At 40.5% G+C, this 23990-nt stretch carries 20 protein-coding genes and 1 riboswitch; all 20 genes read right to left on the bottom strand.

The annotated features are described in order from the left end of the window. Positions 1-12: 12 nt before the first annotated feature. On the bottom strand, positions 13-2019 hold the full coding sequence (gene ligA / locus TE34_RS01825; RefSeq protein ID WP_047983125.1) for an NAD-dependent DNA ligase LigA: 2007 nt from the start codon (positions 2017-2019) through the stop codon (positions 13-15). Between the two features lie 14 nt (positions 2020-2033). After that, positions 2034-4322, bottom strand: coding sequence for a DNA helicase PcrA (gene pcrA, locus TE34_RS01820; protein WP_047983124.1), 2289 nt, complete (start codon positions 4320-4322; stop codon positions 2034-2036). 22 nt (positions 4323-4344) lie between these two features. Continuing rightward, positions 4345-5022, bottom strand: coding sequence for a heptaprenylglyceryl phosphate synthase (pcrB, locus tag TE34_RS01815; protein ID WP_084710589.1), 678 nt, complete (start codon positions 5020-5022; stop codon positions 4345-4347). Between the two features lie 195 nt (positions 5023-5217). Next, entirely contained in the window at positions 5218-6414 is a 1197-nt protein-coding gene (locus TE34_RS01810) for a class I SAM-dependent rRNA methyltransferase (RefSeq protein WP_047983135.1), read from the bottom strand. 348 nt (positions 6415-6762) lie between these two features. Continuing rightward, positions 6763-7059: a YerC/YecD family TrpR-related protein gene (locus TE34_RS01805; RefSeq protein ID WP_047983122.1), complete on the bottom strand. Its 297-nt coding sequence runs from the start codon at positions 7057-7059 to the stop codon at positions 6763-6765. A gap of 11 nt (positions 7060-7070) precedes the next feature. Next, complete coding sequence (locus TE34_RS01800) at positions 7071-8135, bottom strand: DUF3048 domain-containing protein (RefSeq protein WP_047983121.1); 1065 nt, start codon at positions 8133-8135, stop codon at positions 7071-7073. Between the two features lie 55 nt (positions 8136-8190). Next, positions 8191-9924 carry an adenine deaminase C-terminal domain-containing protein gene (locus TE34_RS01795; RefSeq protein ID WP_047983120.1) on the bottom strand — a complete coding sequence of 578 codons (1734 nt, stop codon included), beginning with the start codon at positions 9922-9924 and terminating at the stop codon, positions 8191-8193. Between the two features lie 189 nt (positions 9925-10113). Next, a complete protein-coding gene (purD, locus tag TE34_RS01790; protein ID WP_047983119.1) occupies positions 10114-11373 on the bottom strand; it encodes a phosphoribosylamine--glycine ligase in 1260 nt (419 codons plus the stop codon). A 14-nt stretch (positions 11374-11387) separates the two neighbouring features. After that, positions 11388-12920 (bottom strand): bifunctional phosphoribosylaminoimidazolecarboxamide formyltransferase/IMP cyclohydrolase, encoded by a 1533-nt coding sequence (gene purH / locus TE34_RS01785; RefSeq protein ID WP_047983118.1) that lies wholly within the window; start codon positions 12918-12920, stop codon positions 11388-11390. A gap of 251 nt (positions 12921-13171) precedes the next feature. Continuing rightward, positions 13172-13756: a phosphoribosylglycinamide formyltransferase gene (gene purN / locus TE34_RS01780; protein ID WP_047983117.1), complete on the bottom strand. Its 585-nt coding sequence runs from the start codon at positions 13754-13756 to the stop codon at positions 13172-13174. Continuing rightward, positions 13749-14771: a phosphoribosylformylglycinamidine cyclo-ligase gene (purM, locus tag TE34_RS01775; RefSeq protein WP_047983116.1), complete on the bottom strand. Its 1023-nt coding sequence runs from the start codon at positions 14769-14771 to the stop codon at positions 13749-13751. The genes purN and purM overlap by 8 nt, the downstream gene beginning before the upstream one ends. A 13-nt stretch (positions 14772-14784) precedes the next feature. Then, on the bottom strand, positions 14785-16194 hold the full coding sequence (gene purF, locus TE34_RS01770; protein ID WP_047983115.1) for an amidophosphoribosyltransferase: 1410 nt from the start codon (positions 16192-16194) through the stop codon (positions 14785-14787). Then, positions 16179-18398, bottom strand: coding sequence for a phosphoribosylformylglycinamidine synthase subunit PurL (gene purL / locus TE34_RS01765; protein ID WP_047983114.1), 2220 nt, complete (start codon positions 18396-18398; stop codon positions 16179-16181). The genes purF and purL overlap by 16 nt, the downstream gene beginning before the upstream one ends. Continuing rightward, positions 18382-19068, bottom strand: coding sequence for a phosphoribosylformylglycinamidine synthase subunit PurQ (gene purQ / locus TE34_RS01760; RefSeq protein ID WP_047983113.1), 687 nt, complete (start codon positions 19066-19068; stop codon positions 18382-18384). The genes purL and purQ overlap by 17 nt, the downstream gene beginning before the upstream one ends. Continuing rightward, positions 19065-19316: a phosphoribosylformylglycinamidine synthase subunit PurS gene (gene purS / locus TE34_RS01755; RefSeq protein WP_047983112.1), complete on the bottom strand. Its 252-nt coding sequence runs from the start codon at positions 19314-19316 to the stop codon at positions 19065-19067. The genes purQ and purS overlap by 4 nt, the downstream gene beginning before the upstream one ends. Further along, complete coding sequence (purC, locus tag TE34_RS01750) at positions 19313-20026, bottom strand: phosphoribosylaminoimidazolesuccinocarboxamide synthase (protein ID WP_047983111.1); 714 nt, start codon at positions 20024-20026, stop codon at positions 19313-19315. Before purC ends, purS begins: the two co-directional genes overlap by 4 nt. A gap of 13 nt (positions 20027-20039) precedes the next feature. After that, positions 20040-21335, bottom strand: a complete 1296-nt coding sequence (purB, locus tag TE34_RS01745; protein WP_047983110.1) for an adenylosuccinate lyase — start codon at positions 21333-21335, stop codon at positions 20040-20042. Beyond that, positions 21332-22453: a 5-(carboxyamino)imidazole ribonucleotide synthase gene (gene purK / locus TE34_RS01740; RefSeq protein WP_047983109.1), complete on the bottom strand. Its 1122-nt coding sequence runs from the start codon at positions 22451-22453 to the stop codon at positions 21332-21334. The genes purB and purK overlap by 4 nt, the downstream gene beginning before the upstream one ends. Next, on the bottom strand, positions 22440-22931 hold the full coding sequence (gene purE, locus TE34_RS01735) for a 5-(carboxyamino)imidazole ribonucleotide mutase (RefSeq protein ID WP_047983108.1): 492 nt from the start codon (positions 22929-22931) through the stop codon (positions 22440-22442). The genes purK and purE overlap by 14 nt, the downstream gene beginning before the upstream one ends. 124 nt (positions 22932-23055) lie before the next feature. Continuing rightward, a riboswitch (purine riboswitch) is annotated at positions 23056-23155 on the bottom strand. A gap of 131 nt (positions 23156-23286) precedes the next feature. Beyond that, a complete protein-coding gene (locus tag TE34_RS01730; RefSeq protein WP_084710587.1) occupies positions 23287-23901 on the bottom strand; it encodes a DUF2179 domain-containing protein in 615 nt (204 codons plus the stop codon). Positions 23902-23990 lie beyond the last annotated feature (89 nt).

The following is a 23990-nucleotide window of genomic DNA, read 5'->3' as shown; positions in this document are numbered from 1 at the left end:
AACCCCTCCTCATTATCCTTCCAGAATCTTCATAAATTCTTCTTCATTCCACACCGTAATCCCGAGTTCTACTGCTTTGTCATATTTTGACCCAGCATCTTCCCCTGCAATCACGAGATCCGTCTTCTTACTTACACTTCCTGTTACTTTGCCACCCAGGGCTTCGATTCGCTCTTTTGCTTCTGGTCGGGACATCTGCTCCATTTTCCCAGTTAGTACAATTGTCTTTCCTGCAAATGGATTAGATTCGAGACTAACTTCTACTCGTTTCGGCCCTTTATATTCCATATTTAACTGAAGCTCTTTTAATTCTTGAATTAAGTCTGTTACTTTTTCTTCCTCAAAATATCGAACTACTGAATCAGCCATCTTATCTCCTATTTCATCTATTGCAATTAAATCCTCATAAGAAGCTTGCTTCAGACGATCAATTGTTTCAAATTCCACTGCTAACGTTTTGGCAGCTTTTGCTCCGATAAAACGAATTCCTAATCCAAATAACAGTCGCTCAAGTGAATTTTCCTTAGAAGCTGCAATTGCTTGAAGTAAATTGTCTACCGATTTTTCTCCCATACGTTCCAGTTTTAATAGCTCTTCTCGTTCCAAACGATAAATATCTGCAATTGTATGGATTAATCCTTCACTGAATAACTGGTTAATAACCTTTTCACCTAATCCATCGATATTCATCGCATTACGGGATACAAAATGTATTAGCCCTTCCTGTAGCTGAGCCGGACAATTTGGATTAATGCAACGAAGCGCTACTTCCTCTTCTAACCGGACTAGTTCGCTACCACAGGCTGGACAAGCTTCTGGCATATGAAATGGTTCTTCCTTTCCAGTACGCTGCTCCGTTAGCGCTCGCACTACTTCTGGAATAATATCCCCTGCCTTTTTAATGACAACCGTATCGCCAATACGAATATCCTTCGCACGAATCAAATCTTCATTATGAAGAGAGGCGCGTTGCACCGTGGTTCCTGCTACTTTAACTGGCTCTAATATCGCAGTTGGCGTAACAACACCCGTTCTACCCACACTCAATTCGATATCTTTTAGTTTCGTGACAACCTCTTCTGCAGGAAACTTATATGCAATTGCCCAACGCGGGCTTTTCACTGTAAAGCCAAGCTCTTCCTGTGTTTGTAGATCATCAATTTTTATAACAATACCATCAATTTCATACGGTAGATTAGGTCTCTCTTTTGTCCAATATTCCACGTACGCTAATACTTCTTCAATAGTATCGCATTTCTTCCATTCTGGATTCGTTCTAAATCCAAAGTCTTTAAGCTGTTTTAATCGCCCACTATGTGAGGACACTTGATTCGCTTCCCATTCACCGATGCCATATAAAAATATATCTAAATTACGGGATGCTGCTATTTTAGGATCCAACTGCCTTAACGACCCAGCTGCCGCATTTCTTGGATTAGCAAAAAGTTCTAACCCGTCTTCTTCCCGTTGCTTATTTAGGGCAAGAAACGATTTATGCGGCATATATGCTTCTCCGCGAACTTCGATTTTTGCCTTTTCCTTAATGGATAATGGAATACTTTTAATTGTCCGTAAGTTACTTGTGATATCTTCACCGGTAGTACCATCTCCACGCGTGGCGCCACGGACAAATTTTCCATTTTCATATGTAAGGGAGATGGCTAGCCCATCAATCTTCAGCTCGCAAACAAAAGCTAATGGCTTATCAGTCCCTTGGCTTGCACGACGAGCAAAATCACGAAGATCCTGCTCGTTAAATGCATTACCAAGACTTAGCATAGGGATGGAATGTTGAACTTTTTGGAACCCTTCAAGAGGCTCCCCACCAATCCGTTGCGTAGGGGAATCACTTGTAATTAAATCTGGAAATTCCGCTTCTAATTTACGTAACTCTTCCAGTTTTTGGTCATATTCCGAATCCGGAATGGAAGGTTGATCCAGCACATAATATTCATGTGCATAGCGGTTTAATAATTCCTTTAAGGTTTCGATTTTTACCTGTGCTTGAGCTTTATCCATTCCACAAGCACCTCCTATTGTTGTTTCGTTATTGGTGCAAATTTCGCAAGCAAACGTTTGATTCCTGTAGGTGCTGGGAAGGCAACATCTAGCTCCATCTTATCCCCTTCACCTTGAACCTTTACTACAGTACCGACGCCCCACTTCTTGTGTTCCGCCTTATCTCCAGCTTTCCAAGTCTCGGACTCCGCACCAGTAGTAGTTTGGATGCGCTCTGCCTTACGTTTAGGCTGTGGCTGTCCTAGTGATTGTCCTGGAGTAGGTCTAGTTCTCGAAGGACTTCCAAACGGCGTTCTTTCTTGTCTATTAAAATCATTACCAAATGACGATGAACCAAACATAGATTGTTTCATTTGTTCTAATCCATCTACAAGCTCTTCTGGTATTTCATTAATAAAGCGGCTTACTGGGTTCATATTTGTACGGCCATAAAGGGTACGCATTTTCGCATTGGTTAAATAAAGTTGTTTCTCTGCACGCGTGATCCCAACATAAGCAAGTCTACGTTCTTCTTCCATTTCTTCATCATCAAACATCGCACGACTATGTGGAAATACATTTTCTTCCATCCCAATTAAGAATACGACTGGGAATTCAAGACCTTTTGCTGCGTGCAATGTCATTAAGGTAACTTTTTCTTTGTTATCCGGATCTTCTTCGTCTACACGGTCAATATCAGCTACTAATGCAAGGTCTGTTAAGAAAGCAATAAGTGTTTTGTCTTCACTTGTCTCTTCAAAATCATGTGTTACTGTCATAAATTCTTCTAAGTTTTCTAATCGGCTTTGTGATTCTATCGAACGTTCGTTTTTCAGCATTTCCTCATAACCAGAGCGTTCTAACACTTGTTGTACCATGTCCGTCGCAGTAAGAAAATCTTGTTGTTGATGTAAGGTTTTGATTAGATTACCGAACTCCGCCAGTGCATTTGCTGCCTTTTTCGGTACACCTGTAAAATCAACGACTTCTACTGCTTGGTAGAAGGACATGCCATTTTCTGCAGCATATGCTCGAAGACGGTCTATCGATGTTTTCCCGATTCCGCGCTTTGGCTCATTGACGACACGTTCAAAGCTTAAGTCATCGTCGGGGTTTGTTATTAAGCGCAAATAAGCAATCATATCTTTAATTTCTTTACGGTCGTAGAATCGCATACCACCAACCATTTGATACGAAACACCAGATTTCATTAATGTATCCTCAATCGCACGGGATTGGGCATTGGTACGATACAGTATCGCAACATCACTTGGTGAATATCCTTCTTCACGGATAAGCTCGCGAATTTTATCGGTAATAAATAGTGCTTCATCCTGCTCGGTAGCACCTTGATAATAATTGATTTTTTGACCATCTGGATTCTCTGTCCAAAGATTCTTCGGCTTGCGTCCTGGGTTGTTCGATATTACTTTATTCGCAGCTTCTAGAATTGATTTTGTAGAACGATAGTTTTGCTCTAAGAATACCGTTCTTGCTGCTGGGTAATCTTTTTCGAAGGATAGAATATTAGAAATGTCCGCTCCACGCCAGCGGTAAATCGATTGATCTGAGTCACCAACTACACATAGATTTTGGAATCGATTCGCTAACTGTTTAACTAATGTGTATTGCGCATGGTTGGTATCTTGATACTCATCCACATGAATAAATTGGAATCTGCGTTGATAATATTCTAATACCTCTGGCACACGCTTGAACAGATGAATAGTCTGCATGATTAAATCGTCAAAGTCTAGCGACTGGTTTTTACGAAGTACTTTCTCATAGCCTTCAAATACTCTTGCCACTTGTCTGTCATAGAAATTACCAGCTTTATTGGTGAATTCCTCAGCAGTAATCAGTTCGTTCTTCGCACTACTAATTTGACCTTGCATTGCTCGAGGTTCGAATTGCTTTGTATCAATATTTAAATCTTTTAGTACTTGCTTTACGACAGAAAGCTGATCTCCACTATCTAATATAGTGAAATTACGATTATAACCAATACGATCAATATCTCTTCTTAAAATCCGTACACACATGGAGTGGAATGTTGATACCCACATATCTTGCGCTTCCGGACCAACAAGCTTACTAACACGATCCCTCATTTCACGTGCAGCTTTATTGGTAAAGGTTATCGCCAAAATATTACGTGGGGAAACTCCTTTTTCCTCCATTAAATAAGCAATCCGGTGTGTTAACACACGAGTCTTCCCACTTCCAGCACCGGCCATAATTAATAACGGTCCTTCTGTATGTTTAACAGCCTCTTGTTGCTCTTTGTTCAATCCTTTAATTAAGTCATCGATTGTACGACTCATGCTTAAAACACCTTCCTAAAAATCAATTAGCTTTCACAGCTTGTACTGTCTTTAAAGCTTCTTTTATATTCGTATAAATGCTATTACCTACGACAATAACATCTGCATGTTCTTTCATTTCTTTAGCCTGTTCTGCTGTTTCAATGCCACCACCATAGAAAAGAAGTGTCTGGTCTAACTCCGCTTTCACGTTCTTCACTAAATCTGGATTACCATATTTCCCGCTGTACTCCACATAGAATATTGGGAGATGAAAGACATTCTCCGCCATATAGGCATAAGCGATAACATCATCATCCGTTGGTATTTTACAATCCGTTGCTTTAAAAGCCTTCGCTTCTTCATTTAGAATGCAATAGCCTTCTACAAAGATTTCATCCCAATTCATGATATCCTTATATTCTTTAATCGCTTCATGCTGTATATCCATCATCCACTTTTTATCTTTACTGTTCATCACCATCGGAATGTGATAATAATCAAACCCTGGTGTCACAGCATCCATGGTTGATATTTCTAAAATAACTGGAACCGTATAACGACGTATACTTGATAATAAATCCAATACGCCATCAAGCGTTACATTATCCGTTCCACCTACTATAATTGCGTCCGTTCCAGATTCACAGATTAATTCTAAATCTTCATCAGCAATTTCCTTAGCTGGGTCTAGTTTAAATACATGTTTCCATTCTTTCATATTTGTATACAAAGGTCTAATCCTCCATCAACATATTCCATTAGTTTATTATAGCAAAAAAAGGAGTGTGGATTTAGTGAAATGAGTAGTTTTTTATGTGGAATTTCAAAGGAAGTATTTTATTATAGAAATGAAGTGATGAAACCCTAAACTAGACAGTAGTTGTCCAATTTAGGGTTCAAGTTATTCTAACCTCTATTTTAACTTCTTCACAAATACAACTTTCAAATATTTACCATGTGGATATTCTCTAATTGTACGGAAATCCTCTGGTAAGGAGAATTCTTCTAATACGGTGTATTTGTGACCGGTTTCCTGAAATGCTGTTTGAATAAATCCTTTAAACTTGTCCATTCCAAAGGCACTACTATTCGTGGATGCGACGATTACTCCATCATCCTCCGTAATTGCTATTGCTTCTTTTAGGAGGTTTTTATAATCTTTATCCGCACTAAATACATTCTTTTTAGACCTAGCAAAGCTCGGTGGATCTAGAACAACTAAATCAAACTTCAAGTTTTTACGACCTGCATATTTAAAGTAATGGAAAACATCCTCGACAATGATATCTTGTGCTTCATAATCAATGCCGTTCAGGCTAAATTGCTCGATTGTCTTTGGCTTACTCCGATTGGCAAGGTCCACGCTAGTAGTTTTTATAGCTCCACCTAATGCAGCATATACGGAAAAAGCACCTGTATAGGAAAACGTATTTAACATATTCGTTCCCTTGGCATATTTATCACGAATGGTTTTTCTAACTTCCCGTTGGTCTAAAAAGATACCAACCATGGCGCCTTCATTTAGATAAACCGCAAACTGAACACCGTTTTCCTTCACAATTAGTGGAAACTCTCCGCGTTCTCCGGCTACAAAGTCATCATCTTCCACATATTGCCCTTTGGCATCAAACCGTTTCTTCTGATAAATACCTTTGTAATCAACAGAGTCTTTTAGCGCATCAAGAATGGCTTGACGAAATTGGTAAATGCCTACACTATACCAATTGATTAAATAGAACCCATCAAAATAATCGATGGTTATTCCACCAACTCCGTCGCCTTCACCATTAAACACTCGGAAAGCGTTCGTATCTTCTTCACCAAATAAATGTTCTCTTCTATGAAGAGCAGATGTGATTTTATTTTTAAAGAACTTTTTATCAAATGTTTCATGTTCATTCTTGCTAAGGACCCAGCCGTAGCCTTTGTTTTGTTTGCCATAGTAACCTTTAGCAATGAATGTATTTTTCTCATCAACGAGATTTACTATAGTTCCCTCTTCTTTTAAGTCTTTTATGTTTGTGATTGCATCTGAGAATATTAATGGGAAACCACCACGATATTTATTTACAAATTTTGAATTTACTTTTAGTCGAACATTATGTGCCACTTGTTCCAATCCTATCTGTTTGTATTTTTCTTGATTGTACCATAGAGAACCTAAACGACAAAAATTCACCTAATAGCTAGTTCTCCCCATAAAAAAAGAGGCTGAACTATAGAATTCCAACTAAATGAAGATAATCCATAAGTAGTGCATCAAACCCGCTCCGGAAATATACTTCGCTTTCCGCGGGCGGCTGGTGAGCCTCCTCGTGCTTACGCACTGTGGGGTCTCACCTATGCCTTTCCTCCCGCAGGAGTCTACGTATATTTCCGGAGCTAGTATAGTGGATCATATTTCTTTTACAGTTAGGAAAACTAGTTGTGTTCTAGCCTCTTGATAAACCATTTTTATTTATTTCTTTTCCAACGTACGCTCCAACACCATCTTATACCCTTCACTGCCGTAATCAATACAACGTCTTACTCTTGAGATGGTGGCGGTGGATGCTTTTGTTTCTTTTTCTATTGTTTTATATGTATAGCCCTCGGTTAGCATTTTTGCTACTTGGAGTCTTTGGGCTAGGGATTGAACTTCACCCATTGTCGCAATATCATCAAAGAAACGATAGCATTCTTCTCGATCCTTTAAGGATAGAATTGCGTCAAATAAATAATTTAATTCTTCCCCACGTAATTTATCTATTTGCATGATGTTACCTCCTACTCTCCAGTAATAGTAACTGAATTTCCAAGACCAGGGCTAGTAGGAACTACATTAATCCAGGTCTTACCTGGTACAAATCCTACTACTTCACCATCTTTAACAGGAACAATTTTTCCGTCTCGATTTTCCCATTTCAGTTGTTGTACTTTACCTTTTTGAATTAATAATGCATCCCCACTGGCATAAAAGTCAATGGCGCGACGACCAACATCATCAATTATCTCATGATATGTCTCCACAATAAAGATATTATCTACTTCGACTGGTTCACTCGTGCTAAGCTCGACCGTTTTTTCTCGGTCATTATATCGAGTATATTTTTCCGTAGTAGCTTCATAGGCAAATTCAACGATTTCCATAGGGTTATTTGAGTATACAATCTCCACATGATTGGCGGCCACCCCTGGAATTCCTTTCACTTCTTCTTCTGTTAGGAAAGGCATTGGTTCATGTTCAGCAGTGACGTCATACCCAATATTGGTTGCGACATCATACACATTTTCAAACAACAGATAGGAGTTATGTGGTGCAACACGGAAAGATTCACGTTTAAATAGCTTCCCGTCATTATCATAAATTGCTCCATCGATATGATCTATCCCACGGTTATCCAGCATGTCATTCACAAAGCCCGCAGCCCCATGGTAAATATATAGCGCACCATATCGATTGGCTAGGTCAAAGTAATACTCACGAGCACTTCGTACAGGACCAACCACTTCCGGCTGTTGACTGTGATAAAGCGCTAGAAAACGAGTAATCATCCCTTCTGCCAGAATCTCGAACACAACATCTGCTTCCGATAACCCTGTTTGCGGCCTAGCACTACTATGATTATTCACCATTACACCAACAATGCGATAATCAACACTTTCATTCGTGCCGATACCAGTTAACGGATAGACATTAGCAAAAACTTCCTCAGGCTCTTCTACCTCTTCTGGTTCTGTATTACCTACTTCGACCTCTTCTTCCGGTTCTTCGATTGGTTTACTGTCCGCATCTTTACTGCAGGCAACCAATACGATGCTCAATAAAATTAGTACGATAAACTTTCTCATGTTCCCAACACCTTTGTCTAATCTATTTTTCCTAGTTCCTTATCACCATTATAAATTAACGCATGGTCGCTGGGAAGAGTACTTCTCGTTTCTTAATATCCATAATCCCCTCTTGGGTGATGCGAATATATGGTAAATGAGTGGATGATAAAAATAAAATACTATAAATCGGATCATTGAATTGGTAGCCATAATCAAGCAGCTTTTCCTTCAGCTGCTTTTCCTTTTCAATTAATTCATCCATTGTACCAGCATACATTTTTCCACTTAATGACAGCGGGAGCTCTGCAACAACTTCTCCGTCTTGAACGACTACGATACCACCACCAAGTTCCTTCAGACGCTTCCATGCTAAGAGCATATCTTGCTTATTCTTCCCAATGAAAATCAAATCACCTGTCTGGGAGAAGGAGCTTGCTAACCCTCCTAGCGATTTTGTGAATCCTCGGATAGTTGTATTAACACGCCACTCACCTTTTTTATCAAACAGTAATAAAAATGCATCTTCACGGTTCTCAGGTAATTTTTCTAATGTGATATCTGTTTGAATGGCGTATGGCTTAATAATAACATCATTCACCATTTCTAAACCGATTGGGATCGAGAACTGTAAATCACTCATTTTCAAATCCCAGTCAAACCTCATCGGCTTTATATTATACTTTTCCCAGTTAATATAGGAGGGTAGTTCTTGCACGTTCCCTTTGAAGACAATCCACTTTCCTTTTGCAAGTACACTTTCCGGATGTGGATTATCCTTTGCTTGTAATATATTAATATTGGCAATGCGTCCAGGAGCTATACATCCAAGCTGCTCTTCCAAATGAAAGTGTTTCGCTACATTAAATGTTGCCATTCGATAGGCATCCTCTACTGGGACACCTTTCTTTATTGCGATATCGATACATACATTCATTAAGCCGTTCTCATAGAAGCCAGGAGTACCACCATCAGTTGTCATTGTTAAAGAATTAAAGTCCGTTAACCCTGCTTCTAGAATTTCATCGAGAAGTTCTGGAAGGTCTGGACGAATGGAGGAATATCTTAGTCCAACTTGATAGCCAAGTTTTAGGCGATTGATCACGTCTGCCCCACTAATCGATTCATGGTCAGCCGAAACACCAAGTAACTTTAATTTCGTTAACGTGTTTTCCGATGCACCTGGAAGATGTCCTTCAACCGGCATGCCTTTACGTTTCGCCTCTTGAATCCAATATAATAATCGATCATCACCAGATAGTAGACCCGGCCATCCTGTTAGCTCACCACCCTGAATAACAGAAGGATGTGACAACCAATCTAGTATATCTTCCGTATTAAATAACTCTTCTTCATCTAATAAAGCTGTTTGTGGGTCTAACCTACACCACCAAAACATGGAGATTGGTAGTTTATTAAACTCCGAGATAATAGAAAACGCTTTCTTTTTGTCTAATAAAAAAAGCCATGATAAGTTATCATTAACTAGTGTTGTAGTTCCGAATTTTGCAGCATGTTTCGCTAATATTTCCGGGTTATACAATTGGAATGGGTGTGCGTGTGGCTCCATATAACCTGGTACAACATATTTACCTGCACAATCAATTACTTCAGTCTTTTGTTTAGGAAGCTTATCCCCAACATAAACAATCCGTTCATTATAGACCCAAATATTTGCCGTCAACCATTGATTTATGTACATATTTAAATAGGTAACGTTCTTCAAAACAAGAGAAGGGGCGATCTCTCCTTCTACCACTTTTACATGTTTTCTGAGCTCAAAGTTTCTCCAGTGTCCGTTCTCTAACATAAGCAACTCTCCATATTTATTCTTTTTCCAATTGTAACACAATTCACGCTTTATTACTGTAAAGTTTTTGTGAAATACAGTGAAAACTTTGTGACAATATTTGGCAAGGTTTGGAGAGTAGGAAAAAAAGTGCTGAGGTAGGTTTGGGTTAAAGTAGGAACTATTTTGAAGAACAGCAAAAAGACGCTCTTATAGATGAGCGCCTTCCTTCATTTTCCCTATATCTGTCCGGTAGAAAAATCCTTCTAACTCCGTATTAGATGGTAAACTCTCATATACTAGTTGACCTGCCTCATCTAAAGAATCACCCTTAGACCCAACTAACAGAACTCGACCACCGTTTGATGTTAATCCAAACGCTGATGGAGTAACACCAGCATAAACAACGTAAGAACTTCCTCCAATTTTTGGTAGTGGAACACCTTTTTTATAGGAGCCAGGGTAACCTTCTGAAGCAAGAACTACTCCTAAACAAGCTCTCTGTTCCCATTCTAACTCAGGGTCATTACCGTCTAATATATCAACTACCACTTGTAGCAGGTCATTTTTCATAAGTGGTAAGACTACCTGTGTTTCTGGATCTCCGAATCTCGCATTAAACTCGATTACCTTAGGACCAGCCTCTGTCATAATAAGCCCTGCATATAAAATACCAGTGAAGGAACGTCCCTCCGTCACTAATCCTGCGGTAGCTTTTTGTAAAATTTCCTTGGTAGCATAGTCAATCATTTCATTTGTTACATCTGGTACTGGTGCATAAGCCCCCATTCCACCTGTGTTAGGACCTTCATCATGATTAAACGCGCGCTTATGATCCCTGGCTGGAATCATCGGAAATACCCTTTCTCCGTCTACGAAAGCCATTAAGGAAAACTCATCACCAGCTAAAAATTCCTCGACTACAACCTTAGAACCGGCATCAGAAAAAGTCTTGGAAACTAGCATATCATCGATTGCTTGAAATGCTTCCTCTGTCGTATTTGCAACTACGACACCCTTCCCTGCAGCGAGACCGTCTGCCTTAATCACAATTGGAGCACCTTGTTGGACTACATATTCTTTAGCTGCCACTGGATCGGTAAACGAATCATAACGAGCTGTTGGGATATCGTATTTTCTCATCAATTCCTTAGCAAAAGTCTTACTGCCTTCAATCAAAGCTGCCTCTTGTGTTGGAGCAAATATACGTAAACCAGCTTCTTGAAACTGGTTAGCAATCCCTGTTAATAACGGGTTCTCAGGACCTACAATTGTTATAGAAATGTCTGCCTCTTTTGCAAAGTCTATAAGCTTTGTAGTCTCTGTTTCTTCTATTGGGACACAAGTTGCATGTTTCTCCATCCCCACATTACCGGGAGCAACAAAAAGCTTATCGATTAACCTACTTTCCGCTAGTTTCATAGCAATACTATGCTCACGGCCACCACGACCTATCACTAGAACATTCATCAAAGGCCCCCTCATTAATGTTTGAAATGACGCATACCTGTACATACCATAGCTATTCCGTGCTGATTGCATACATCGATGGAATCTTGGTCACGCTTTGAACCACCTGGTTGAATAATGGCTTTTATCCCTGCCTTTATTGCTTCCTCCACCGTATCTGGCATTGGGAAGAATGCATCAGAAGCCATAACCGCACCTATAGCCTTTTCTCCAGCTTGTTCTATCGCAATTTTTGCAGCCCCTACACGATTCATTTGTCCTGCACCGACACCTACAGTTTGGTAATCTTTCGCAAGAACAATCGCATTGGACTTTACATGTTTTACAGCCTTCCAAGCAAAGAGTAGATTCTGCAACTCTTCTTCCGATGGTGCTCTTTCCGTAACTATTTCAAGGCTCTCTTCGGTGATACTACCTGTATCTTTGCTTTGGATTAACACACCACCATCTACCGTTGTGAGCTTATAACTAGCTTCATCTTTTCGATCCATGTCCATCGTTAACAATCGGATGTTTTTCTTACGTGTTAGTATTTCTAATGCCTTCTCTGAAAAACTTGGTGCAATCACAATTTCTAGAAAAATTTTACTTAGCTTCTCCGCTGTTTGCGAATCAACTTCTCTGTTCAAGGCAACAATCCCGCCAAAAATAGATATGGAATCAGCATCATATGCTAGTTGAAAGGCGTCTACAATGGAATCTCCCATACCAATTCCACAAGGATTCATATGCTTTACAGCAACTGCTGTTGGCCCACTATATTCAGCTAGGATTTCTACAGCTGCATTCGCATCTTGGATATTATTGTAAGAGAGCTCCTTGCCGTGTAATTGCTTAGCTGTAGCAAGACTCATTCCTTGTTGGATTGGATTTGCATAAAATGCGGCATCTTGATGTGGATTCTCTCCATAGCGTAGCGACTGGACTTTTTCATATGTAACGGTATATGTTTCCGGAAACGTTTCACCGGTTTGATTAAGAAAATAGTTTGCAATAATGGCGTCATAGTGTGCAGTATGTCGGAAAACCTTTGCAGCAAGCTGTTGACGATATTCCAAGTTAATCGCTTCGGTTTCTAATCTGTCGAGTATCGATGAATAATCGTTAGGATCTACAACAACCAGGACGTCTGCAAAGTTCTTTGCTGCCGATCGCAACATAGTGGGGCCGCCAATATCAATATTCTCAATGATTTCTTCCTTCGTAACCCCTTCTGTCTCAAGCGTCTGTTTGAAAGGATAAAGATTCACTACGACCATATCGATAGGCTCAATGTTGTTTTCTTCCATTTGTTTCATATGGTCAGCGTTGGAACGCTTTGCTAATAGCCCTCCATGTACCTTCGGATGAAGTGTCTTTACACGACCATCTAAAATCTCAGGAAAACCTGTTAATTGATCAATAGCTATTACTGGAACACCTTCATTTTGAAGCGTCTTTAATGTTCCTCCAGTTGAAACAATCTCGTATCCTAAATTAACGAGACCTTTGGCAAATTCTACTATTCCATGTTTATTGGAAACACTAATAAGTACACGTTTTTTCATGGTAACACTCCTCGTTACTTCGATTAATTGGTTGCGGTTGGTACTGGCATTTCCTGATTGGTTGATATTTAGTGGATTTCGGTTGATACATACGTAATTTTGGTTGATGTTTATCGACAACGGTTGATGGCAGTGCAATTTTGGTTGATGTTCCGGGAATACGGTTGATAGTCTATCATTTTGGTTGATGTTCATCCACAAACGGTTGATGACCACCAATTTTCGGTTGATATTCCCCACACCAGATACAATCACTTCACTGGATACAAGCTAGCCCTCCGCACAATGTTATTAATAACTCTAGGATACAGGGCATGCTCTACCTGTTGAATACGTACTTTCAACGATTCTTCGGTATCACCTGGCATGACGGTAACCTTCTCCTGCGCAATAATTGGTCCTGTATCCATTCCTTCATCAATAAAATGCACCGTAACACCAGTCACCGTAGCACCTGACTGCAGAGCCTGACCAATCGCATCCTTACCAGGAAAGGCGGGCAGTAGTGATGGATGAATATTTAATATCTTTCCTTCGTATGCTTCTAAAAGGGTTACTCCGACTAGCCTCATGTATCCTGCTAAGAAAATCCATTCGACGCCGAATTCGCGAACTGTTTTTAACACTTCCGCCTCGTACTCTGACTTTGAAGCATACGCTTTCGGATTGGCAACAAACGTTTGTACACCAAATCGTTCTGCCTTTTCTATGACACTAGCACCTGGTTTATCGCAAACTAGTAAGACAATCTCACAAGCTAGATTTTCGCTATTCATTATTGCTTCAAAATTACTTCCCGTTCCTGAGGCAAAAACAGCAGCTTTAACATTACTCATATCGGAATGTTACTCCTTCATTTGTAACTACTTGCCCTATGGCAGTTGCATTTTCTCCTGCTTCTACTAGCACTTTTAGAGCACGTTTGGCATCTTCTTTGGAAACGACAATGGCCATGCCAATCCCCATATTAAACACACCAAACATATCGTCCAGCGTAAGGCCACCTTTTTCTTGCAAAAAAGTAAATATTTCAGGTACTTTCCAATTCCCGAGAACTAAATCTACTCCTAGACCTGATGGTAGCATTCTTGGAATATTTTCATAGAATCCACCACCTGTTATATGCGAGATCCCTTTGACAGCCACAGCTCTCATCAATTGCTGGATTGGTTTCGTATATATCTTAGTCGGTTCCAATAGCCACTCACCAAGCGGCTTAGATAGCCCATCTGGAGTTTCACTCAAGTCCATTCCAGCAACAAGCTTTCGAACTAGTGAATAGCCATTCGAATGAATGCCACTTGATGGTAGCCCAATGACCACATCTCCTGCTTGAATGGTTTCCCCGGTAACAAGCGCTGATTTCTCTGCAATACCAACAACAAATCCAGCTAAATCATACTCATTGTCACCGTATAGTCCTGGCATTTCGGCAGTTTCTCCTCCGATTAACGCTGCACTAGCTTGCGTACAACCTTCCGCAATGCCTGAAACGATCTGCTCAATTTGGGCTGGCTCATTTTTCCCACAAGCAATGTAATCGAGGAAAAACAGTGGACTTGCACCTTGTGCGACAATATCATTTACACACATGGCAACTAAATCAATACCAACTGTGTCATGTTTATCCAATTCAAATGCCAGCTTGAGCTTGGTTCCAACACCATCGGTTCCTGATACAAGAACAGGTTCTTTATATTGAAAGGACGTTAGCTCGAACAAACCTGCAAATGAACCGATTCCACCAAGTACTTCTGGTCTAGTTGTTCTAGCAATATGCTTTTTCATTCGTTCTACCGCTTCATAACCAGCTTCCACATCGACTCCTGCGGCCTTATATATATTTGACACACTGACACGCTCCTTAGCATTTCGTATAGGAAATCTCTAATTGACCATGCTTGGTTACCGGGTATTCCCCTGTCATACAAGCCATGCAAACTCCCTGTTCAAGCGAATCCTTTGAAATTATCGACCGCTCTAACCCTTCACTAGATAAGTAGGCCACACTATCTGCACCTATTAGCTCACAGATTTCTCCCAGCGAATAATTAGCAGCAATAAGTTCCTTTTTCGTAGACATATCAATACCGTAATAACATGGATTAGTAATCGCTGGAGATGCAATACGCACATGTACTTCCTTGGCACCAGCCTCTTTGAGCATCCGAACAATGCGCTTACTCGTCGTTCCCCGAACAATGGAATCATCAATCATGATGACACGCTTTCCTTCCACAATCCCCCGGACTGGAGATAGCTTCATTTTAACTCCTTGCTCTCGTAGCTCCTGCGATGGCTGAATGAATGTTCGACCGATGTAACGATTTTTTATTAAACCAATTTCATACGGAATGCCACTCTGTTCTGCAAAACCAATTGCTGCGGATATACTCGAATCGGGAACCCCTGTAACTACATCCGCTTCCACAGGAGCTTCTTTTGCTAATTCAATCCCCATTCGTTTCCGAGATGCGTGAACATTAACCTCATTTAAATTACTATCAGGCCTAGAGAAATACACATACTCCATCGCACATAAGGCACGTTTCTCTTGCTGAGCAAATCGTGTGGATTCGATGCCTGCATCCGATATCGTAATCAGTTCACCAGGTACAACCTCTCGCACGTATGTTGCACCGATAATATCAAAGGCAGATGTTTCCGAAGCAACGACATAAGCGTCTCCCAATCTACCAATTGACAACGGACGTAAGCCCCTTGGATCAAGCGCAACATGCATCCGATCTTCTTTTAATAGAATAAATGCATAAGCTCCGATAAGTTGACCTAATGCGATTTTCAGACTTTCGATAGAATCCATCGTTCCGTTTCGCTTTAGCAAATGAGCAAGCACTTCTGTATCGGAAGAGGTTTGTAATATACTCCCTGCAGCCTCCAACTCTCCACGTAGTTCAAATGCATTCATGATATTACCATTATGAGCCAGTGCCATACTGCCTCCTTGCGAACGAAATAGTAGTGGTTGCACATTATCGATTGTTCGTTCTCCTTGAGTTGCATAGCGAACATGACCAATTGCTGCATGCCCATTTAACTCAGAAAAATCAAACCGCTTAAATACATCATTTACAAGCCCTTGCCCTTTATGTAGCTTTAACTCAAGGCCATCGGATGTTACAACACCGGCACCTTCTTGCCCTCGATGCTGCAAGGCGTGAAGACCATAGTAGGTTAACTCTGCAGCTTTTTCATGACCCCAAATGCCAAAGACACCACATTCTTCATTTAAGCCTCTTATTTCAGCAAGCATGGGATTGCCCCTTTCCAAAGGTTGTGCAACTCCTCTACCTTCTCTGTTAGAATATCCCCTTGATTACCGCGAATCGTTAATTGACTATCTCCGGTTACAAGACCAACTTCTCTTGCATCTTCTACTAGGTGTTCAAACGCTTCTTGATGCTCACGCTTCACGCTTACTAGAAAGCGAGATTGCGTTTCACTAAATAAGGCTACGGTCGCATCGCCTTCCACTTGAATATCTGCACCTAGTGTCGTATCGAAGAATAGGCATTCGGCAAGTGCCACTCCTAAGCCACCTTCTGCTAAATCATGGGCGGAAGCAACTAATCCCTGTTGAATCGCCTCTAAGAGTTGAGCTTGACGCTTAGCCTCAACTTCCAGATTGATTTCTGGAGCTTTTCCTTGGTACGTTCCTTCTAAAAGGTTTTGCAATTCACTACCACCGAATTCAGGCTTCGTTTCCCCAATCACATAAATAACATCACCTATATGCTGGAAAAAGCTTGGTGTAATATGTTCCAGTGACTCATGCAAACCAACCATCCCAACAATCGGCGTCGGGAAAATCGCTTTCCCTTTTGATTGGTTATATAGCGACACATTACCGCTTATAACTGGCGTTGCTAGTGCCTCACATGCCTGACTCATACCCTCTACACTTTTCTCCATTTGCCAAAAAACTTCTGGATTCGTTGGGTTTCCAAAGTTAAGTCCATCTGTTAAACCAAGTGGTCTAGCACCTGAGCAAACAATGTTACGCGCCGCTTCTGCAACAGCAATCTTCCCGCCTGTTTCTGGATCCAAATAAATATAGCGTGAATTACAGTCCGTCGTTATTGCTAATGCTTTATTTGTTCCTTTAATCCGAACAACCGCTGCATCCGATCCAGGGCCCATAACCGTGTTCGTTTGTACCATGGAATCATATTGATCATAAACCCATTCTTTACTTGCTATAGTAGGTTGCTGTAATAATCTCTTTAATACTTCACTATGATTATCGACATTTAGAGCCTTATTCCCAATCTTCTGAAACTCTTGGAAATACGTTGCCTCTTGCGATGGTAAATAATATACAGGAGCTTCCTCTGCTAATGCATCCACTGGAATCTCCGCTTGTACGTCACCATGCTGTTTAATTCGGAACACTTTTTCTTCAATCACCTGACCAACCGCAACTGCCTGTAGGCCGTACCGCTCAAACACGTCTATAATTTCTTGCTCTCTACCTTTTTTCACTACTAGAAGCATACGCTCCTGGGATTCTGAAAGCATTAACTCATAAGCCGTCATATTTTGCTCACGTTGTGGAACTAAATCTAAATTCATTTCCAAACCTGTTCCCGCTTTACTAGCCATTTCACTAGCGGAAGAGGTAAGACCTGCAGCACCCATGTCTTGCATCCCAACAAGTGCATCCGAGTGAATAACTTCTAAACAAGCTTCAATTAATAGCTTCTCCATAAATGGATCGCCAACTTGAACAGCCGGGCGGTCTTTTGCTGCGTCTTCGGCTAAATCATCGGATGCAAAAGTTGCTCCATGAATACCATCACGTCCAGTTGGTGCACCAGCATATATAACCGTATTCCCTATTCCAGCAGCAATTCCTTTTTGAATATCATCATGGTTAATTAGTCCAATACACATTGCATTGACCAACGGGTTATCCTCATACGAATCATCAAACTGTACTTCTCCGCCAACCGTAGGGATACCTACACAGTTCCCGTAACCTGCAATACCATTTACGACTTCTGAAAAGAGGTATTTCACACGGTCTGTAGTTAAGTTCCCAAATCGAAGCGAGTTCATTAATGCGATTGGACGAGCTCCCATCGAAAACACATCACGAATAATCCCACCTACGCCAGTTGCTGCTCCTTGATACGGCTCAACAGCTGATGGGTGATTATGACTTTCGATTTTGAATACTACTGCTTGGTTATCACCAATATCTATAATCCCAGCACCTTCACCGGGGCCTTGCAATACGTGTGGTGCTTTTGTTGGAAACTTTTTAAGGAGTGGCTTAGATGTCTTATAGCTACAGTGTTCTGACCACATGACTGAGAAGATGCCTGTTTCTGTAAAATTAGGAAGACGACCTAGAATTCTCTTTACCATTTCAAATTCTGAATCGGTTAGCCCCATGCCTTGGTAAAGCTTTTCACGTTCAATTTGTTCTGGACTAATCTCATGCGTTTGCAACATAATAGGACTCCCTCCAATTTTTCACGATGGATTGGAAAAGCTTTAACCCATCATAACTACCTAGAAGTGCTTCTACTGCACGCTCTGGATGTGGCATCATTCCTAATACATTTCCTTCTTTGTTCGTAATTCCAGCAATATCGTAAGTAGAACCATTGGGATTATTTTTATACGTAAATACGATTTGATTATTTTTCTTTAAATCTGCCAATGTTTCTGCATCACAAAAGTAGTTGCCTTCTCCATGTGCAATCGGGTAACGTACTACCTCTCCTTTTGCATAGCCTGATGTAAATATTGTTTGGTTGTTTTCAACGACTAGCTCTTCTTGATGACACATAAATGATAACTTACGGTTTCGCATTAAAGCTCCTGGCAGCAAGCCAGATTCTGTTAGAATTTGAAATCCATTACAAACACCAAGCACTGGCTTACCTTTAGCTGCTTGCTCCCTCACTTGATTCATTACATCTGAAGTTGCAGCAACAGCACCTGAACGAAGGTAGTCACCATACGAAAAACCACCCGGAAGTAAGATTCCATCATAGTTTTCCAGATTACTATTTTGATACCAAACTAAATCCGCTTCCTCACCTAGAACCCCCTTCACGGCATGGTACATATCTCGGTCACAGTTGGAGCCTGGGAAAACAATCACTGCAAATTTCACGCGTGAACAGCCTCCCCCACTTCAAACTGATAATCCTCGATGACAGGGTTAGCAAGCAGCTTATCGCACATTTCTTTCACTCGCGATTCAAGATTCGGTCCATCTTCTATTTGCATTTCAATGTATTTTCCAACGCGTGCCTCTTCGACCTCTTTATATCCAAGTGAATTCAAAGACGTCTGAATCGCTTTCCCTTGAGGATCAAGAACACCTTGCTTCAATGTAATATAAACCGTAACCTTTCTCATACCCATCGCTCCAGTCGCTGTAAAATTTGTTCATAAACAGAAATCAAATCACCCGTACCTTGACGAAATACATCCTTATCCATCTTTGCACCTGTTTCCATATCCCATAACCTACAAGTATCTGGGGAAATCTCGTCTGCTAGGACAATGCTGCCATTTTGAAGACGGCCAAATTCAAGTTTAAAATCTACTAGTTGTAGGTTAATAGATTGGAAGAATTCCTTTAAAACAGTATTTATTTCTAGTGCTTTCACTTTTATTTCACGCAAATCCTTATGGGTTACATCGGTTAATAGCAGAGCATGATCATCATTTATTAAAGGATCATCTAATTCGTCATTTTTATAAAAAAGTTCTATTAGTGGTGATTCAAATAGAGAACCCTCCTCAAAACCTAAACGCTTCGTAATACTTCCTGTTGCCAAATTTCGCACAACTATCTCTAAAGGAATAATCTCTGTTTCCATGACTAGTTGTTCTGTTTCATTCAGCCGTTTGACGAAATGGCTTTTGATGCCTCGTTCATGTAAATAAGGAAAAATGAAAGAAGATATTTCGTTGTTTAATCTCCCTTTTCCCGGAAAGCTTTCTTTCTTCTTTCCGTTAAAAGCTGTTGCATCATTTTTATAAGCTAATACAAGCTTTTCAGAATCCGTAGAAGAACGATACACTTGCTTCGCCTTTCCCTCATACAATAGCTCTGCCTTCACGACACTTCCCCCCTTAGATTAAGCCGATGCGTTCAAAGATCACATCCACATTTTTTAAATGGTACGTATAATCAAAGCAATTCTCAATTTCCGATTCACTTAATAGAGCTGTAATGCGATCTTCTTTTTTCACAAGCTCTCTAAAATGCACTTCTGTTTCCCATGCTTCCATGGCTTTCGGTTGTACAATATCATACGCTTCTTCACGGCTCATCCCTTTATCAATAAGTGCAAGTAGTACACGTTGCGAGAAGATAACGCCATGTGTTCTATCGATGTTTCGCTTCATGTTTTCAGGGAATACCGTTAAGTTTTTCACGATATTACCAAAACGGTTAAGCATATAATTCAGCGCGATCGTCGCATCTGGTAAAATAACGCGTTCCGCCGAAGAATGGGAAATATCTCGTTCATGCCAAAGGGACACATTCTCATAAGCAGTCAGCATATAACCACGAATAACCCTAGCCATTCCAGTCATATTTTCTGAACCGATTGGGTTACGTTTATGCGGCATAGCAGAAGATCCTTTTTGACCTTTTGCGAAAAACTCTTCTACTTCACGAGTTTCTGTTTTTTGCAATCCGCGTATTTCCGTTGCAAACTTTTCAATCGAAGTTGCAATAAGTGCAAGTGTTGATACATATGCCGCATGGCGGTCACGTTGTAATGTTTGGGTAGAAACTGGTGCTGGAGTTAGCCCTAGCTTTTCACATACATACTGTTCAACAAATGGATCAATATTGGCATATGTTCCAACGGCACCGGATAGTTTTCCAAATTCGATATCCTTTGCCGCTAATTCAAAGCGCTCTACATTGCGCTTCATTTCCTCATACCAAAGTGCAAGCTTTAAACCGAACGTAGTTGGCTCTGCATGTACGCCATGGGTTCTCCCCATCATCACGGTATGCTTATGTTCCATTGCTTTACTTTTCAAGATTTCTACGAAGTTATGTAAATCTTTGCGAATGATTTCGTTTGCTTGTTTTAATAAATAGGAAAGTGCCGTGTCAACAACATCTGTAGACGTTAACCCGTAATGAACCCATTTTCGTTCTTCGCCAAGTGTTTCCGATACAGCGCGGGTAAATGCAACTACATCATGTCTTGTTTCCTGTTCTATTTCGTAGATACGGTTGATATCGAAAGAAGCATGATCACGAAGCTTGTTAACATCTTCTTTTGGAATAATACCAAGCTCGCTCCATGCTTCACATGCTAAGATTTCAACCTCTAGCCATGCTTTGAATTTATTTTCCTCTGTCCAAATGTTTCCCATTTCTTCACGAGTGTAGCGTCCAATCATTGTTTTGCCTCCTCAAACTCATTAACCTGTTCTGTGGTATTTTCCCCAATAAATGTAATATGACCCATTTTTCGCTTATCTTTCACTTCAGCCTTCCCATACAAGTGAACGAAGCCATTGTCTACCATTGGCATTGCTTTTAAAGTAGGCGCAACATCTTCACCTAGAATATTGATCATGGTAGCTGGCTCCATGAGCTTCACAGGAACTAATGGTAAACCACAGATTGCTCGAATATGCTGGGCAAACTGTGAGATGTTACAAGCTTCAATCGTATAATGCCCTGAATTATGTGGACGTGGTGCCATTTCGTTGATAAAAACTTCGTCGCCAGATACAAACATCTCAATTGCAAACGTCCCGATGATATTCATTTTCTCTGCCAACAGGATTGCTGCGTGTTTTGCCTTTTGCTGAACACTATCTGATACACTAGCTGGTACTGTAGTTTGAAATAAAATATGATGCTTATGCACATTTTCAGCAATCGGGAAAAACTCTATCCGACCAGTGGTTTCCCTTGTAAAAATAACGGAGATTTCTTTCTCAAAAGTAACCCACGATTCGATGATGCAATGCTTATTCTTATTAGCGAATCGAATGACTTCTGGAATATCAGCCTCCGAATCAATTTTTAATTGTCCTTTTCCGTCATAGCCACCCCGGCAAGTTTTGATAACTACAGGAAAAGATATATTTTGCAATGCTTCTTCGCATTCTTCCCCGTTATGAACAATAGAAAATTCAGGAACCGGTAATTGTAACTCTTTCATTAGCATTTTTTCTTTTTCACGGTTCTGTGTAATTTCTAGTGCGTAGGAACCCTGTGGTAACTTTCCTTGATTCTCGATATAGGTGGCCGCTTCTACATCAACATTTTCAAACTCATACGTAACAATATCACTTTTTTCCGCTAATTCTTTAATTGCATTCCTATCATCATAGGCTGCAACTATTTGACCATCGGAGACTTGTGCAGTTGGGCAATTCGGTGTTGGATCTAACACAATAACGTTATACCCCATATATTTAGCCGCCATCGCCATCATACGGCCAAGCTGACCGCCCCCGATGATTCCAATCGTTTGTGGTGGTAGAACGACATTATTTTTTCCCAAGGTCTTCCCTCATTTCATCCACTTTTGCTCTCATTTCACTACGGTAGTTATCTAGTCTTTCAGCAACATCGTTATCAAAAGCACCTAGAATTTGTGCTGCCAGCAGCCCAGCATTTGTAGCACCCGCTTTACCAATGGCAACTGTTGCTGTCGGTACTCCCCCTGGCATCTGTACAATGGATAGTAAGGAATCCAATCCGTTTAGTGCTTTACTTTGAACAGGTACACCGATAACCGGTAGTGTTGTTTGAGAAGCTACCATTCCTGGTAAATGCGCCGCTCCTCCTGCACCTGTGATGATTACTTTCAATCCACGCTCTCTAGCCGACTTCGCATAAGTGAACATCTCATCTGGCGTTCGATGTGCAGAAATAACATCTTTCTCATAACGAATATGTAAATCATCTAAAACAGTACATGTATATTTCATCGTATCCCAATCAGAGATACTTCCCATGATGACACCAACTAAAGCCATTATCATTTCCCCTTCCTTTTCTAGTTTCCATGAAACAAGAAAAAGGTCTATTCACCCTCTCATTAGCCTAGAGAGAAGATGAATAGACCTATTTTTTCGGTCACCAAATTAATCATTGTTACGCCAACGACTCATCTTCCCTCATAGTCCGGCATTTGAGGTGCCAGGTAGAGACTTCTCGGCCATATTCCAAGAAATATATGAGGGTCCGTATTCATTTGTTGGTTTTAGCATAACAAAGATATTATTGATGGTCAATAAAAATTCGAACAATTTTCCTAAATCCATATTTATTGTTCGGTTTTATGCAACATTTTGTGTAAAAGCAGACAGTATAAGCCTTATATCACATGAATTACTCTGGTTTTGAACCCGGCACATTATTCTTCTCTTGCCCAGCTACCGTCTCTCCTGTAATCTTTTTCTTCGGGTTAAGTAAGCGACCTTTTCTAACTTGTTTCACCCAGAATCCCCCATGAATTTGCTTCGGCTCATAAGAAATGATGAATGCTTTCGGATCAATATCCTTAATTTCCTCATACAATCGAAGTTCGTATTTTCTAGGAGTCAGAATTTGCATCGATAATCGGTCTCCATCCATTCCATAGGCAGACCAACTCGTTACCCCATATCCTTTTTCTCGTAGTCTTCGAGTAAAGTTAAAATCTGGATTACCAGAAACAACATTAACAGTTATGTAGCCAAGAGCTAGTTTTTCCTCAATGATCGAGCCGACAACAACCCCAATTCCATAACCAAGTGCATAGGCAACGACATTTTGAATTTCATTTAAGTTATCTAATACAAGCCCCAAACCAAATATATAAACAACTATCTCAAACATGCTTACAAAAGCAGCTACATAGCGACGACCTTTTAATGTTAAAATCATACGAATGGTAAACATCGATACATAGACAACGTTCACCAACAAGATGATAGCAACCATTATTAGTGCATTATCAAGCAAAAAATAACCTCCTACTATACGTTAGAATACTCTTTTTTGAAGCCTATGATGAATTTCCCCTATTATACCTTTTCTTGAAAGTTAGGCAT

Origin of the sequence: Ornithinibacillus californiensis, from assembly GCF_001038485.1 — a bacterium.
GTDB lineage: Bacteria > Bacillota > Bacilli > Bacillales > Amphibacillaceae > Ornithinibacillus > Ornithinibacillus californiensis.
The sequence above is the reverse complement of the archived record's forward strand: the minus strand, read 5'-3'. Positions and strand labels throughout refer to the sequence as shown.

What these genes read in the sequence shown, in the direction of transcription:
- purE (WP_047983108.1), bottom strand. Translation starts at nt 22,931, where the DNA reads ATGGCTTTAGTTGGTGTCATCATGGGAAGTATCTCTGATTGGGATACG.
- pcrB (WP_084710589.1), bottom strand. Translation starts at nt 5,022, where the DNA reads ATGAAAGAATGGAAACATGTATTTAAACTAGACCCAGCTAAGGAAATT.
- purB (WP_047983110.1), bottom strand. Translation starts at nt 21,335, where the DNA reads ATGATTGGACGCTACACTCGTGAAGAAATGGGAAACATTTGGACAGAG.
- TE34_RS01805 (WP_047983122.1), bottom strand. Translation starts at nt 7,059, where the DNA reads ATGCAAATAGATAAATTACGTGGGGAAGAATTAAATTATTTATTTGAC.
- TE34_RS01800 (WP_047983121.1), bottom strand. Translation starts at nt 8,135, where the DNA reads ATGAGAAAGTTTATCGTACTAATTTTATTGAGCATCGTATTGGTTGCC.
- purN (WP_047983117.1), bottom strand. Translation starts at nt 13,756, where the DNA reads ATGAGTAATGTTAAAGCTGCTGTTTTTGCCTCAGGAACGGGAAGTAAT.
- pcrA (WP_047983124.1), bottom strand. Translation starts at nt 4,322, where the DNA reads ATGAGTCGTACAATCGATGACTTAATTAAAGGATTGAACAAAGAGCAA.
- purS (WP_047983112.1), bottom strand. Translation starts at nt 19,316, where the DNA reads ATGAGAAAGGTTACGGTTTATATTACATTGAAGCAAGGTGTTCTTGAT.
- TE34_RS01795 (WP_047983120.1), bottom strand. Translation starts at nt 9,924, where the DNA reads ATGTTAGAGAACGGACACTGGAGAAACTTTGAGCTCAGAAAACATGTA.
- purL (WP_047983114.1), bottom strand. Translation starts at nt 18,398, where the DNA reads ATGTTGCAAACGCATGAGATTAGTCCAGAACAAATTGAACGTGAAAAG.
- ligA (WP_047983125.1), bottom strand. Translation starts at nt 2,019, where the DNA reads ATGGATAAAGCTCAAGCACAGGTAAAAATCGAAACCTTAAAGGAATTA.
- purH (WP_047983118.1), bottom strand. Translation starts at nt 12,920, where the DNA reads ATGAAAAAACGTGTACTTATTAGTGTTTCCAATAAACATGGAATAGTA.
- purF (WP_047983115.1), bottom strand. Translation starts at nt 16,194, where the DNA reads ATGCTTGCTGAAATAAGAGGCTTAAATGAAGAATGTGGTGTCTTTGGC.
- purD (WP_047983119.1), bottom strand. Translation starts at nt 11,373, where the DNA reads ATGAATGTTCTAGTGATAGGTCGTGGTGGCCGTGAGCATAGTATTGCT.